The sequence below is a fragment of the Pseudomonas syringae pv. tomato str. DC3000 genome, from assembly GCF_000007805.1.
GTDB classification, from domain to species: Bacteria; Pseudomonadota; Gammaproteobacteria; order Pseudomonadales; family Pseudomonadaceae; genus Aquipseudomonas; species Aquipseudomonas avellanae.
This window is the reverse complement of record NC_004578.1, coordinates 209,845-223,753: the sequence shown is the minus strand read 5'-3', so window position 1 is coordinate 223,753 and position 13,909 is coordinate 209,845. Positions and strand designations below refer to the sequence as shown.

Annotated in this window: 13 protein-coding genes and 2 pseudogenes; 9 read left to right on the top strand and 6 right to left on the bottom strand. The window is 54.0% G+C overall.

Annotated features, from left to right (window positions below; all coding sequences use genetic code 11):
- The first annotated feature begins 8 nt into the window (after positions 1-8).
- From PSPTO_RS01050 to istB, 7 genes and pseudogenes are all read left to right on the top strand, one after another.
- Entirely contained in the window at positions 9-1,226 is a 1,218-nt protein-coding gene (locus tag PSPTO_RS01050) for an ATP-grasp domain-containing protein (protein WP_005768549.1), read from the top strand.
- A 195-nt stretch (positions 1,227-1,421) separates the two neighbouring features.
- Positions 1,422-1,816 (top strand): annotated as a pseudogene (locus PSPTO_RS01045) (IS5 family transposase); the annotation flags it as partial.
- Between the two features lie 82 nt (positions 1,817-1,898).
- On the top strand, positions 1,899-2,234 hold the full coding sequence (gene tnpB / locus PSPTO_RS01040) for an IS66 family insertion sequence element accessory protein TnpB (RefSeq protein ID WP_226992676.1): 336 nt from the start codon (positions 1,899-1,901) through the stop codon (positions 2,232-2,234).
- 35 nt (positions 2,235-2,269) lie between these two features.
- Entirely contained in the window at positions 2,270-2,629 is a 360-nt protein-coding gene (tnpB, locus tag PSPTO_RS01035; protein WP_003409203.1) for an IS66 family insertion sequence element accessory protein TnpB, read from the top strand.
- A 17-nt stretch (positions 2,630-2,646) separates the two neighbouring features.
- Positions 2,647-4,200 (top strand): IS66-like element ISPsy5 family transposase, encoded by a 1,554-nt coding sequence (locus PSPTO_RS01030; protein WP_003409202.1) that lies wholly within the window; start codon positions 2,647-2,649, stop codon positions 4,198-4,200.
- A gap of 275 nt (positions 4,201-4,475) precedes the next feature.
- Positions 4,476-5,498 carry an IS21-like element ISPsy4 family transposase gene (gene istA / locus PSPTO_RS01025; protein WP_002551322.1) on the top strand — a complete coding sequence of 341 codons (1,023 nt, stop codon included), beginning with the start codon at positions 4,476-4,478 and terminating at the stop codon, positions 5,496-5,498.
- Positions 5,495-6,304: an IS21-like element ISPsy4 family helper ATPase IstB gene (istB, locus tag PSPTO_RS01020; protein WP_005741073.1), complete on the top strand. Its 810-nt coding sequence runs from the start codon at positions 5,495-5,497 to the stop codon at positions 6,302-6,304. Before istA ends, istB begins: the two co-directional genes overlap by 4 nt.
- 86 nt (positions 6,305-6,390) lie before the next feature.
- On the opposite strand, the gene PSPTO_RS01015 is transcribed toward istB, so the two are convergent.
- Positions 6,391-7,947, bottom strand: coding sequence for a recombinase family protein (locus PSPTO_RS01015; RefSeq protein WP_011102959.1), 1,557 nt, complete (start codon positions 7,945-7,947; stop codon positions 6,391-6,393).
- Positions 7,948-8,430: 483 nt separating this feature from the next.
- Here PSPTO_RS01015 and PSPTO_RS30020 point away from each other — a divergent pair, with 483 nt between their 5' ends.
- Entirely contained in the window at positions 8,431-8,727 is a 297-nt protein-coding gene (locus PSPTO_RS30020; protein ID WP_046463635.1) for a hypothetical protein, read from the top strand.
- A 63-nt stretch (positions 8,728-8,790) separates the two neighbouring features.
- On the opposite strand, the gene PSPTO_RS30120 is transcribed toward PSPTO_RS30020, so the two are convergent.
- From PSPTO_RS30120 to PSPTO_RS01000, 3 genes are read right to left on the bottom strand one after another with little or no spacing between them, the layout of a single operon-like run.
- Positions 8,791-9,294, bottom strand: a complete 504-nt coding sequence (locus tag PSPTO_RS30120; RefSeq protein WP_005768209.1) for a transporter — start codon at positions 9,292-9,294, stop codon at positions 8,791-8,793.
- Between the two features lie 26 nt (positions 9,295-9,320).
- The gene (locus PSPTO_RS30115) at positions 9,321-10,241 is read right to left on the bottom strand and encodes a phenylacetaldoxime dehydratase family protein (RefSeq protein ID WP_005768208.1); all 921 of its coding nucleotides are present in this window, start codon (positions 10,239-10,241) and stop codon (positions 9,321-9,323) included.
- A gap of 1 nt (position 10,242) precedes the next feature.
- On the bottom strand, positions 10,243-11,253 hold the full coding sequence (locus PSPTO_RS01000; RefSeq protein ID WP_005768207.1) for a nitrilase: 1,011 nt from the start codon (positions 11,251-11,253) through the stop codon (positions 10,243-10,245).
- A 167-nt stretch (positions 11,254-11,420) separates the two neighbouring features.
- Between PSPTO_RS01000 and PSPTO_RS00995 the strand changes: the two are divergent.
- A pseudogene (locus PSPTO_RS00995) lies at positions 11,421-12,359 on the top strand (helix-turn-helix domain-containing protein).
- Between the two features lie 169 nt (positions 12,360-12,528).
- On the opposite strand, the gene PSPTO_RS00990 reads toward PSPTO_RS00995, so the two are convergent.
- Both PSPTO_RS00990 and gmhB read right to left on the bottom strand, forming a co-directional pair.
- Positions 12,529-13,299: a lysophospholipid acyltransferase family protein gene (locus PSPTO_RS00990; RefSeq protein WP_005768204.1), complete on the bottom strand. Its 771-nt coding sequence runs from the start codon at positions 13,297-13,299 to the stop codon at positions 12,529-12,531.
- A 57-nt stretch (positions 13,300-13,356) separates the two neighbouring features.
- Positions 13,357-13,908: a D-glycero-beta-D-manno-heptose 1,7-bisphosphate 7-phosphatase gene (gmhB, locus tag PSPTO_RS00985; RefSeq protein ID WP_011103029.1), complete on the bottom strand. Its 552-nt coding sequence runs from the start codon at positions 13,906-13,908 to the stop codon at positions 13,357-13,359.
- Position 13,909: the final 1 nt, after the last annotated feature.

Here is a 13,909-nt window from a genome sequence, read left to right as displayed (position 1 = left end):
AGGTGACAATGAATATTATAGCACTTGAAGCATTAACTTTCGGTCTCGGTCGTTTGGCGGAGGCCTCAAAAAAATATGGCTGTTCGCTAACTCTTTTAACTCGTGATAAAACAGTATACAGCTATGAGTTGTCTTCTCTTGACGAACGGCTCGTCAAGGTTGTAGAAATAGACACATTCGATAATAATAGGGTTGTACAGTTGATTAGAGGCGAAGGTGATGCGGTAGCGCTTCTAAGCTCAACAGACACATGGAGCCTGCACTGCCTTGACGTGAGTGGGATTCTAAATTTACATGCTCAAAATCCAGATGCTATCCGCATAGCTCGTGATAAGTTTCAGCTTCGCAATCGACTATTCGAGGCAGGTTTATCTTCTGTAAGAAGTATATTGGCTGATCCTAAAAATTTCGATAAAAACTCGTTAGCAGAAAATTTTAGTTTTCCATGTATTATTAAAGACTCTGCTGGAACTGGTAGCCAGAATGTATGGGTTGCCTATAGTGAAGAAGAGTTACTTAAAACTCTTGTTAAGGCTGATCAAGAAACTATTCGCGGAAAAATCGTTATTGAGCCATTTTTTTCAGGTACGCTTTATAGTCTAGAAACAATAAGTTGGAAAGGTGAAACACGTGTAATTGCCTTAACTAGCAGGGTGCTCTCTCAAGAGCCCTATTTTCGGGAAGAGGCTTTTTCATCACCTGTCACTATAAGTGACTCAGTGAACGAGGCACTTGATGCGTGGATTAAGCGTATTTTACACTGCATTGGATATGACAATGGTTTTGCGCATACTGAATTTATGATTACTTCTAACGGATTTGAAGTAATTGAAATTAATCCTCGCCTGGGAGGCGTACAAATCGGAGAGGCGCTTTGCCAGTCCTTTAGTATAAATATATATGAAGCTTGGATTGAAATGGCGCTAAATAGAAGGCCCAATCTTTTGGATGCTCCGCTTGAAAGCAATAAGGGTATTGGTCAGTTGATTGTTTATGCCACAGAGGCTGGCGAATTTTCTCATATTGAAGGAGTTGAACGATTGAATGCTCATCCTGGAAGACCTAAGTTCTATCCAACCGCTTACTGTGGTAAAAAAATCAATACAATTGACGACCAACGAGCCAGCATCGGAATTCTTTTGGCTGAGGGTGAAACTTCAGAAATAGCGCTACTAAACGCCTTCGCTGCTAGAAACAAAATACGTGTAATTATGAAAAAAAATTGAGCAAATAATTTTAAATTTCATAGAGATTAATATCGAAATTTGCATATGGAGCTCAGCGGTTTTCAAAAGTGGGCCGCTGATTGTAACTCGGCTTTTGAGTAGGCCCGGTGATCCCCGGCTTTCGCTGAATCGCCTAGGTTTTGTACGAAAAGTCGGCTGGGGTAGAATTGCCGCCATGATTGGCTGGAGGCCCGCATGGCAAAGCGTTACGAACTCTCCGACTCATCGTGGGAATTGATCAAGGATCTGGTTTCTCCCGAGCAGAAAATGGGTCGCCCACGTAGTGATGATCGTTTGATACTCCACGGAGTCCTTTGGATTTTGTGCTCGGGTGCTGCCTAGCGTGATCTGCCGGAACGCTTTGGGCCTTGGTCGACGGTGTATCAGCGTTTTCGCGACTGGCGCGATGACGGTACGTTCGACCGGATACTGGAGCGCTTGCACATTCGACTCAACCAGGAAGGACTGATCGATCTGGACACCTGGATGATCGACTACACGGCGGTACGTGCAACCCGAGCCTCTTCAGGCGCCGGGAAAAAGGGTGACCTGAAGAACCGCTAGACCATGCTCTGGGGCGCAGTCGAGGGTATCCGATCCACGAACCCCACATTTCAAGCCACTGGCTGACGCCTGATGCTGTGCTCCCGTTTTCTTTCAGGAGCCAGCACCATGATGCGACCCGACGCCAAAGTCGAGAAAGTCTACCTCTATCCCAAACCCGTGGATTTCAGAAAATCCATCGATGGCTTAGCTGCTTTGGTCGAGTTGGATATTAAAGTGGCGGTCTTTGATCCGGTGCTCTTTGTCTTTCTCAACAAATCCCGGAATCGAGTGAAGATTTTGTATTGGGAGCGTAACGGCTTCTGCCTTTGGCTCAAGCGTCTCGAGTCCGAGCGTTTCAAAATCTCGCCAGATGATGTCGACGAAGCCATTGTGCTGACGGTTCAGGAATTGAATGTATCCGATCCACGAACCCCACATTTCAAGCCACTGGCTGACGCCTGATGCTGTGCTCCCGTTTTCTTTCAGGAGCCAGCACCATGATGCGACCCGACGCCAAAGTCGAGAAAGTCTACCTCTATCCCAAACCCGTGGATTTCAGAAAATCCATCGATGGCTTAGCTGCTTTGGTCGAGTTGGATATTAAAGTGGCGGTCTTTGATCCGGTGCTCTTTGTCTTTCTCAACAAATCCCGGAATCGAGTGAAGATTTTGTATTGGGAGCGTAACGGCTTCTGCCTTTGGCTCAAGCGTCTCGAGTCCGAGCGTTTCAAAATCTCGCCAGATGATGTCGACGAAGCCATTGTGCTGACGGTTCAGGAATTGAATTGGCTGCTGGATGGATTTGATCTGTGGCGCAACCGTCCTCATAAGATTTTGACTCCAAGGTTTGTTGCCTGACGGGTATAATCCAGGGCATGCGACCATTGCCCGACAACCTTCCTGACGATCCCGTATTGCTCAAACAGATGCTGCTTGAGAGCTACGAAGCACGCTCGCGCGAACAGGAAGTTAAAGACGCCTACGCCACTCACATCGTTGATCTCAAAGAGCAGATCAAGCTGCTGCGTGACCGTATTTTTGGTCGAAAGTCCGAACAAACCGTCGAGCCTAATACCCCTCAACTTGCCTTGTTCAATGAACCTGAAAGCGAGCCTATGCTCCCGGTCGGCGATGCTGATGAGGAAGTAGTTGCTCCTGCGCCACGCCGTGGCAAGCGCAAGCCACTGTCGGCTGATCTGCCGCGCATTGAAGTCATCCACGAGCTGCCCGAACACGAACTGACCTGTGCCTGCGGTTGCCGCAAGCATGTCGTCAGCGAGGAAACCAGCGAGCAACTGGATATCGTGCCGATGCAGATTCGGGTGATCAAACACATCCGCAAAGTCTACGGCTGTCGTGGCTGTGAGTCGGCACCGGTCACAGCCGGCAAGCCTGCGCAGTTGATTGAAAAGAGCATGGCCAGCCCCAGCGTGTTGGCCATGCTGCTGACCACCAAGTATGTCGACGGCTTGCCGCTGCATCGTTTTGAAACGGTGCTAAGCCGACATGGCATAGAAATCCCGCGTCAAACGTTGGCCCGCTGGATTATCCAGTGCGGCGAACATTTGCAGCCGCTGTTAAATCTGATGCGTGATCGATTGCTGGAAAGCCCGGTCATCCACTGTGACGAAACCCGCGTTCAGGTACTGAAAGAACCAGATCGAGACCCGACCAGCCAATCCTGGATGTGGGTACAGGCCAGCGGGCCTCCAGATCATAAAGTCGTATTGTTCGACTACACTTCCAGCCGCGCGCAGGACGTACCGTTACGGCTGCTGGAAAGTTATCGCGGCTATGTGATGACTGATGATTACGCGGGCTATAACGCGCTGGCGTTACAACCGGGCGTGGAGCGCTTGGCGTGTATGGCCCATGCGCGGCGCAAATTTGTCGAAGCACAAAAAGTGCAACCTAAGGGCAAGACCGGGCGTGCCGATATCGCGCTGACGATGATCAATAAGCTGTACGGTATCGAGCGCGAATTGAAAGACGGCAGCGACGAACAGCGCTTTACCGGTCGGCAGGAGAAAAGCCTGCCAATCTTGGCTCAGTTGAAAAGCTGGCTGGATAAAACTCAGTCCCACGTGACGCCGCAAAGCGTGCTGGGCAAGGCAGTTGGTTATCTGGCGAATAACTGGAGTCGGCTGAAGCGTTACGTGGAAGCCGGCTTTTTACCGATCGACAACAACCCGGCAGAGCGCGCAATAAAGCCGTTTGTTATTGGGCGCAAAGCCTGGCTGTTCAGCGACACGCCTAAAGGCGCCACCGCCAGTGCACAGATCTATAGCTTGGTCGAGACCGCCAAGGTCAACGGCCAGGAGCCCTATACGTGGCTGCGCCACGTACTGGAGAGGTTGCCACTTGCGCAGTCGGTGGCCGACTATGAGGCGTTGCTGCCGTGGAACTGCTCACCGGAAATGCCAAGATAAACGGAAGCCGCATCTGATGGTAGGTGTGGTTGGTGGATCGCTTACAATTGAATTGGCTGCTGGATGGATTTGATCTGTGGCGCAACCGTCCTCATAAGATTTTGACTCCAAGGTTTGTTGCCTGACGGGTATAATCCAGGGCATGCGACCATTGCCCGACAACCTTCCTGACGATCCCGTATTGCTCAATTGTCACCGCCACTGTAAAAATGACCCCCTAACGCCAACCTAGAATTGACCCCCCTGGGTAAAACTGGCGGCTTTGAGCTGCCAATATGTTGACCCAGGAGCAGTCTGTGGAAATTAAAGTGTTGGCCCGTCAGGGCCATGGCATCAAATTCATCGCCCGTGAGCTGGGTATTTCGCGTAACACCGTGCGCAAGTACCTGCGAAAGGCCCGGTCGCTACCCAGTGACAAGGTGAGACCCGCACGTCCGTGCAAAATCGACCCCTTCAAGGACTACCTGCACGAGCGTATTGAGGCGGCGCGCCCACACTGGATTCCGGCGACCGTCCTGCTGCGTGAGATCACGGCATTGGGGTACAGCGGCGGCGTCAGTCGTCTGAAGGCTTATATTCGCCCCTTCAAACGTAAGGCAGAAGAGCCGGTGGTACGTTTCGAGACACTGCCCGGCAAGCAGATACAGGTGGACTTCACCACCATTCGACGAGGCCGTCAGCCGCTTAAGGCGTTCGTGGCGACACTTGGTTTTAGTCGAGCAAGCTTTGTCCGTTTCTCCGAGCGAGAGGACAGCGAAGCCTGGCTGACAGGGCTTCGGGAGGCGTTCGCTTACTTTGGCGGCGTGCCCGAGCAGGCATTGTTTGATAACGCCGGAACCATCATCACCGAGCGAGATGCTTTTGGGGAGGGCCAGCACCGTTGGCATCCCCGATTGGCTGCGCTGGCCGATGAGTTTGGTTTTATTCCCAAGGTCTGCCGCCCTTACCGTGCCCAGACCAAGGGCAAGGTTGAGCGCTTCAACGGGTATCTGAAGGGCAGTTTCATTACCCCGTTGGCCGCTACGCTCAAGAGTGCGGGTCTGACGCTGGATGTGGTGACGGCCAACGCACATATCGGCCAATGGCTCGACGAAGTCGCTCATCAGCGGATTCACGGCACGACGGGTGTTCAACCGGCGGTACGTCTGGCCCAAGAGCAGCAGGTACTATTACCACTGCCAACACAGAGCCTGCGCCCACAACCCGCCCAAGGCCTACGCCTGGGACGGGTCCTGCCGTACGAGAGCTTGCAGCATCCGCTGTCGGTTTATGAGCAACTGCTGGAGGTGAGAGCATGAACCTTCAACATGCTCGCCTGACAGAACTATGCAAGGGGCTAAAGCTTGAGCGCGTCGGGGTGGACTGGCCGCACCTGGCCCAACAAGCAGCAAGCGGCGAAGACAGCTTTGCCGACTTCCTCGAAAAGCTGCTGGCTGCCGAGACCGATGCCCGAAGTGAACGCTCTCGACAGGCCCTGCTGAAAACTGCCGCGCTGCCCGCTGTGAAAACGCTGGAGCAATACGACTTCGCGTTTGCCACCGGCGTCCCCCGGGCACAGCTCCAGGAGCTGGCAGCACTGAGTTTTGTTGGACGTGCCGAGAACATCGTGTTCCTGGGGCCTAGTGGTGTAGGCAAGAGCCACCTGGCTATCGCCCTGGCCTACCGGGCAGTGATGGCCGGTATCAAAACCCGCTTCGTCACGGCGGCTGACTTGATGCTGCAACTGACCGCTGCGCACCGCCAGGAACGGCTCAAGGAATACTTCAGTCGTGTGGTGATGGCCCCTGGGTTGTTGGTCATCGATGAAATCGGCTACCTGCCGTTTGGTCGTGATGAAGCCAACCTGTTCTTCAATGTTGTCGCCAAGCGCTACGAGCAAGGCAGCCTGATCCTCACGAGTAACTTGCCGTTTACCCAGTGGGCCGGAACCTTTGCGGATGATCAAACACTGACAGCGGCCATGCTGGACAGGCTGTTACATCATGCCCATATCGTGCAGATGACAGGTGAAAGCTATCGACTCAAGGACAAGCGCAAAGCAGGAACCAAATCTTCTCGGGCCGAACCGGCTCGAAAATATGAACCCGAGGGGGGTCAAAACTAAGTTGGCGATTTAGCACGGAAGGGGGTCACTTTTTAGTTGGCGTTGACACATAAGTGCGATACGGTCGCGTGTGGTTAAGGGGACGGTCATTGACAAGCCTCCTTCAGAGAGCAGCGGGCAGCAAGCCCATCAAGTACATCCAGAGTTTGGAAACAGTAGCTGTCTATCAGAGGGCTGTTTTCTTCTGCCATTTTCTGTGGCCAGGCGCCCATGTCTATAAGTGGAACGAGGTAATAGTCCCGGACTTGAAGGTTTGCTCGCTCCATGCGCACAGCAATGGTGATATCTGGTGCCAGGCTAATGTCGAATCTCAGTTTCCATCGAAGAGTGCCTGCCGGAGTTGAGTGACAGCGGGCGATAACTACAGATGCCGTCCACTCACCGTTAACTGTTAATACGTCATTCTGAGCACTGATTTCTACACTCGCTCCAGCGTTTTCCAAGTGTTTTATTACGTCTTCAAAAACCTGTGGATGTAGTTGTCGTAGAGACCGATTGATATCCATATATCGATAATCTCGGTCTGGTGCGTAACCGATGAGGGTATAGGCGCGTAAAAGTCCACCAAAACGACTTATGTAAACAGTGCTGGAGGGCATGTTGTCCTGCTCGTCAATGAGCATCCCAGATAATGAGCCTGCCTGTTGAAGTAAGGCGCGGAGCAGTTCTAGCATTTGTGTATCATCTAGGCGGTGTGAACGCTGCAGGATGATTTCGCGAGCGCAGGTAAAAACCTCTAGTGAAACAATTCCTTGAAATGCGCCATCACAGCGTATCCACTTGTCGGGCGGGTTGCGGCTGCTACGTTTGCGTAGCTTGGATGATGTTTTGTTGTATACGTTGTTGCCAATATATTTCTCATTGGTCAGCACCTCGTGGACGCTGCTACGGCTCCAAGGACGATCAAAGTCGGTGAGCACACCGTCAGCATTAAGTGCGTTAGCAATTTCGCGTTCGTTCATCCCGTTGTGGATGAATCGGTGATAGATGTGTTGAACGATTTCTATCTCAGCTTCAGGCCCAGGAATTAGGATGACCCTGTCCGTCTGAATGCTTTTTTGCTGCCCCCGCGACAGTTCTGCCTTGAACTCATTTTTCTCATCAATCAGAGCGCGGCGCAGTCCATACCCTGCGGGCCCGCCCTGATGGAAACCCTTTTCCACAAGGCGGCATTGGCCAGCGAAAACTTTTTGAGAGAGCTCGCGACTGTACTCTCCTGCCATTGAACGTTTGATACCTTTATAAATCGTTGCCAGAGGCGAACCATCGTTCTCGAAGGGCTCTGCGCAATACACCACCTGGATGCCTGAGCTGGTACAGAGGTATTCATAATGAGCGCTCTCGTCTGTGTTCTGAAAGCGCCCCCAGCGACTGACGTCATAAACCAGAATAATTTGGAACTGAACATTTCCCGCCTGGACGTCATCGAGCAACCTACGCAGAGCGTCGCGGCCCCCGATGTCTAAGCCGCTTTTGCCTTCATCACGATAGGTTTTTACAATGTCCATGCCATGGCTCAGGGCGTAAGCATGAATAGCAGCAGATTGGTTTTCGGTGGAATAGCGTTGGTGATCAGTCGACATGCGAACGTATTCCGCAGCCGCTATCAAGCCGTCGGAGTAGTCTTCTAGTCTTTTTCGCATGGACGGAGAGGACAAGGCAGGCCTCCTCTAGACCAGAAAATTCCGGCCCATTCTATTCAGCCTAGCGTTGCTTTATGACCTGATGGTGACAAGGCATGGAGCAGACGCTAGGTGGGTTACAAGGCTATGGGGTACAGGTTTGCTGACTCCTCCTGCTCAACTGCGATGCTTTCATAAGACTTATATGGACTACAAATTCTGTTAGCAGTCGGCGAGAAAAATGCCTGTTCCATGCTGGCTGGAATCCCTGTAACCTTAGGGAAATTGCCAATTTGTCAATCTGGGTTACGCATTGAACTCTTTGAGTGGGCGGCGTAGCGGATATGTAGTGCGGTCAGCGCGCAGTTCTTCTGGCTTGCGGAAAATGACAATAAGTTGCGCTCGTTGGACGGAAGATGACATCTTGTTTGACGCGTTCATGTCATTAATCTTGCCCAATTCGTTCTTAAGTCATTGATTTTTATAGCGTGACGGATGACATTCATGTTGCCCGCCGACAGGACGCTTGATCAAACATCTACCCCGGCGAAAGCCGGGGTTTTTGTTTGTGTGGTGCTTGAAACACACAAGTGGTCTGGCAGACCAAGGCGCTTGGATGAGAACCCTGAGCACGGCATAGAGGCCGACGCGGTGACAGATGCCAAGCTTGAAATGTGCAAGGGCGACTTTGCCGAGCACCCGGATTGCTACAGTGTTCCACGTGGAACACATTATCGTGAGAAGCAAGCAGGCGTTTTTCACCCAGTCAGCGAACCCTCCAGGAGCAAGCTCGCCGTATAAAGAATGATTCACCAGCGTCTACTTAGCGGCCGATACACCACCTACATGAGCGCATTCCCGCACCTAAAACAGCTTCGCCAAACGCAGATTCAACCTGGACTTCTCCATAAAGCCCTGCTCCACTTCCACATCTCTACCGATCACTGCCTGTACCTGAATCGATGGCGTCAGCATGTGAGTGGCGCTCATGCGTATATACGTGGTGCTCAGTCTATCGTTCTGATCGATGCCACCCACCCGGTTTTCTCCGCCATTGATGTAGCCGCCACCCAACGCAAAATGGGTGTGTGGCGAAAGGTTGTAGCGCAGATAAGCCTGATATTCGTGGCGTGTTTTTTGTTCAAGCGTGGCACTGCCAGGGCCGTAGTCGTTGTTATGGCTGAACCATGAAATATCGGCGGCGGTGTCGAGCGCCCATTTTTCGTTGAAGTGGTGGATGTAAGCCGCCTGCAGCAAAAGACGCCAGCGGTTTTCGCCGAGGTTTAACGCGTCATCGTTGTCGTAGCTGCCGGTGGGCGCGTATAGGTAAGGTGCCAGGGAAAAGACATCCTTGTGTGCCGTGCTCAAGGTCCACTTCACCGGTGCGCCGAGAATCAGGTCGCCGGTGCCTGTAGTTGGCCGAGCGAGTTTGCCTCGCCGTCGTCCTTGAGATGTCCATAGGGCAGGTTGGCCAGGTCATCGAACCAGGCCAGGCCGAAACTCTTCTCCACAGGCTCTCCAGTCTCGCTATCCAGTGCTTGCATGAACCGACAGTTGAGGCAGCCGACGGTGGCTCCCTCATCACGCAGAAACGTCATCCCGGTTTTCAGGACGGGTTGTATGTCGTTCAAGTACAGGTCGCGCTCCTGTCCAGTGGTACTGCTCCAGTCCTGGCCGGAACGAATCAGGCAAAGGTTGTCGCGGCCTGAAACGCGTACACGACCTGGGCGCTGAGGCGCTTCACTCGTGGGGCCGCCGCTACCGATCAACGCGTCGGTCTGGGCCAGAGGAATGCGGTCGCGAGAACTGCCCCAGTAGGCGTGTTCCAGAATCGGCTCGCTCATGTGGGTGGCTAAATGAGCAACGCCTTCGGGCGTTCCCGGGGCAGAAAATAATGTTTCGAAACGCTCGGCGCTGGGACAGACAACTTCAAGAAACCAGCCAATTGGTCCTGTTTCACGAGCCGGATCTTGCCACCATTGGTTGAAACCCGAGTCGTTGTGCCACTGATAAAACGCGTCCACGTTTCGCCAGTAAGCAAAGGCAGTGCAGGTATGCAGGCCATTGGCATCCACGCAGCGCGCGCTGTCCCAATACTGAGGACCTGAGCCCGCGACGAAATACTTGGTGATAGGTGCAAGGTCCGGCAGACCTACTGGATGCAATGCCTGGATGCCGAAGTAAGCCATCACCACCTGCCCTGCCAAGGGATCGAAACGCGCCGACCACGCAGGAAAAGGTGGTTGATAGCCTTCAGGTACATTGCTGTTCAGCGTGCGCGGTGTGCGCAGATGGTCAGGAATGGCTGAGTGCATGTCACACCTCCATCGCAATGACTGGCTGAATCGGCTCGCCAGCGTTGCTGCCAATCGGCAGGCCAGGCAGTTCCACCACGCAAGGGTTGGGATTGGGGTTGAACATCAGGCGTGTGACGTCAGGGCGCGAGTAGTGCCCTGCCGGGTCGGCCGCGACTTTGGCGAAGATCAAAGCGGCAGGATCAAGTGTTGCGTAAAGCAGGCCTTCTTCATGTTCGCCCAACGGGGTGGCGAGGTCGCTTCCGTCCGGGCCAAAGATTCGTGCATGCCCTCCGCCGGCCTGCAGCAAGCTGTGCTTGGCATCGCTGTCACAGAGCATCTCGATCATTTCCGGAGAGACCACTGCGCACGGTGCAATGACGAAGCACTGCCCTTCTGCGGCATAAACGCGTGAAGCGGCGGTGTTGACCTCTGGGCCAAGCGCGCGGGTGGCGTTCTGGTACAGGCTGAAGCTGGGCCAGGCGGCTACGTGAATCTGTTCGTTCTGCGCGTACATGGCGTATTTCGAGAGCGGTTGCAGGTGCTCCCAGCAGCAAAGGGCACCCAGTACGCCTACAGGTGTTTCAAAGGGTCGCAATGACGCCCCGTCTCCTTCGCCAAACAATGTACGTTCCACATGCGTCGCCTTGAGCTTGCGGCGCGTGCCGACGGTCTCGCCTTGATCGTCGATGATCCACTGACCGATATACAGCGAAGCCTTGCTGCGCTCGCTGTAACCCAGCACCACGTAGATACCGTGCTGACGAGCTGCATCACTGATGCGTCGTGCCTGAGCACTGTCCAGCACCAGAGACTGCTGGTGATAGCGATGCACCAACGGCATGTTCCAGGCCGGTGCGTCCAGCCACAAAAACCATGGGTAGCCCGGAATCCACGTCTCGGGGAATGCAATCAGACCGGCTCCGGCGGCCGCTGCCTGCTCGATCAGGGCTATGGTCTTGTCTACCGTGGCGTCCAGATTCAGGAACATGGGCGCGGCCTGTACGCAGGCAACTTTCAGTGGCGCTTTCATAGTCATTAGCTCAAATGGCGGGTAGGTGGCCACAGGCTATTGGCTTTTCCGGCAGTGGTATTAGGACGAAAAGTAACCGCTTTTTGACTGTCGTGCACCGACCGGCAGGAGTGGTTTCAGACTTGCATGGCGAAAGGCTTGAAGCATCGAAGTGCAGGTTGAACGCGATGAGCATCTTTTTCGATACCAACAATATTGCAGCGCGAGAACGAGCAGAGTTCTGGCAAGAGGTGGTGTGCAATACTTTTGTACCGCTGAGCTGCGCCTTTTCGGATCGGAATAACTTCCAGGGCCGGCTGCGCTCGCACAGCATCGCTACGCTGTCATTGGTGGACGTGCAGGCTTGCAGGCAAACCGTTGTTCGCGATGCCGCGCGAATTTCTCGCAGCGACGATGAATTTGTACTGGTGAGTCTGGCGCTTGAAGGCAGGGCGCAGGTTTCCCAAGAGGGGCGCGAGGCAGTATTGGAGGTCGGCGACTTTGCTATCTATGACACTCGTCGCCCCTACCGGCTGCACTTCGACAGTGCATTCAGGCAGACCGTGGTGCAAATCCCGCGCAAGAGTCTGCAACAGCGCCTGTGCAATCTTGAGTACCTGACGGCGTTATCAATGTCTCGCGATAACCCGCTCAATGGATTGGTGTTCGACTTTTTCACCGGCCTTGCCGCCCTCGAGAATCGAGTGGGTGAAACACAGCAAGTTCGGATAACTGAGCAAGGGCTGGACCTGCTGGCAATGGCGCTGTCCGAGCGGGTCAAAGGACAGACACAGCGCAGCGCCCTTCTGCTGGGCATCAAAGACCACATTCAGTCCAACCTGACAGATACAACGCTTAACCTCCCCTGTGTCAGCGCCCGGTTCGGAATAAGCACTCGCTACCTCAACAGCCTTTTTCATGACGAGGAGACATCGTTCGGTCGGTAACTGCTGTCTTCACGGTTGCAACACTGCGCCAACGATTTGCGCGAACCACTGCTGGTCAATCGACAGATCAGCGAGATCGCCTGGCGCTGGGGATTCAGCGATGTGGCGTACTTCAGCAGGGTGTTTCGTCAACGGTACGGATTGCCTGCGCGGGAGTATCGGATAGTCGTATCTCGCTAGAGGCCTTGAACAAAAAAACCGACCCTTTCGAGGTCGGTTTTTTGTACATCACCAAAACTTATGCACGTTTTACGCGCTTTTATGGCTAACAGAAATATGTATAGGAATTAATAGGTTAAACGCCGTTTTTGGATTTTTTCAAAATTCCGTGCACAGGTTATCCACAAAATCACGCCGGGACCTTTTCGGTGCTTGTCGCCGGTGCAACCGGTGAGCCCAATGCGCGTTGAGTATCCTCATTCCAGGTCTGAACGCGCTCGTTCAACGCTGCGATGGCGCGGGGGCCGGTGCCTTCGGCGTACATCGGTTCGCCGATGACTACCTGAATAGTGCCTGGCTTCTTCCCCCAGCCATCGCGAGGCCAGTATTTGCCTGCGTTGTGAGCAATAGGCAGAACCGGAAGGTCGGCGTTGACCGCAAGTGCCGTGCCGCCACGCGAGAACTTGCCAACCTGGCCGTAAGGCACACGCGTGCCTTCCGGGAAGATCAGCACCCAGACGCCGTCCTTGAGCAGTTCGTCGCCCTTCTTGGCGATTTCCCTGAGTGCAGCCTTCGGGTTATCACGGTCGATGGCGATGGGGCGCAGCATGGCCATCGCCCAGCCGAAGAAGGGCACGTACAGCAACTCACGCTTGAGGACCTGGCTCAGTGGCTCGAAATACGCCGACAGAAAGAAGGTTTCCCACGTGCTTTGATGGTTGGAGATGATCACGCACGGCGTTTTCGGAACGTTGTCTGCGCCGCTTACTTCGACCTTGATGTTGAGGAACACCCGGGTCAGCCACAGTGCGCAACGGCACCAGTAGACATTGATGAAGCGATAGCGGGCCTTGAACGGCAGAAACGGCGCAATGAAAAAGCTCAAGGTGCACCACAGCAGCGAGCTGGTGCCCAGCAACAGGTAAAAGATGAAGGTCCTGATTGCCTGCATGATCGACATAGTTACGTTTACCGTACGGGCAGGTGCCCGCTCCTTGAGCGTCCTGAACCTGGAAGGTCAGTTGTTCAGTGAAGCGCTAGTGTGGATAAGTTCTGCGGCAACCGCCGCCAGATCGTCAAAAATCAGCGTACCTGTCGGCACTTCGCCGTTCATCGTCTTGCGGCCTTTACCGGTCAACACCAGCACAGGCTGAGAATCGACGGCCAGCGCGGCTTGCAGGTCACCTTTGCTGTCGCCCACGAACCACAGGCCCTTCAGGTCTGCCGAGTAGTGTCGGGCAATGGCCTGGAGCATGCCGGGTCGGGGTTTGCGACAGTCACAGCCATCGTCTGGCCCATGCGGACAATAGACGATCAAACCAACCTCGCCACCCTGCTCTGCCACCAGCGTGCGCAAGCGCGCATGCATGGCGTCCAGGATGGCCAGGTCGTAATAACCTCGGGCAATGCCCGACTGGTTGGTGGCGATGGCCACCGTCCAGCCGGCCTTGCTCAGCGCTGCGATGGCCTCGACCGAGCCAGGAATGGGTATCCACTCCTCAACCGACTTGATGTAGGCGTCGGAGTCGTGATTGATCACGCCATCCCGGTCGAGTATCAGCAGTTTCAAC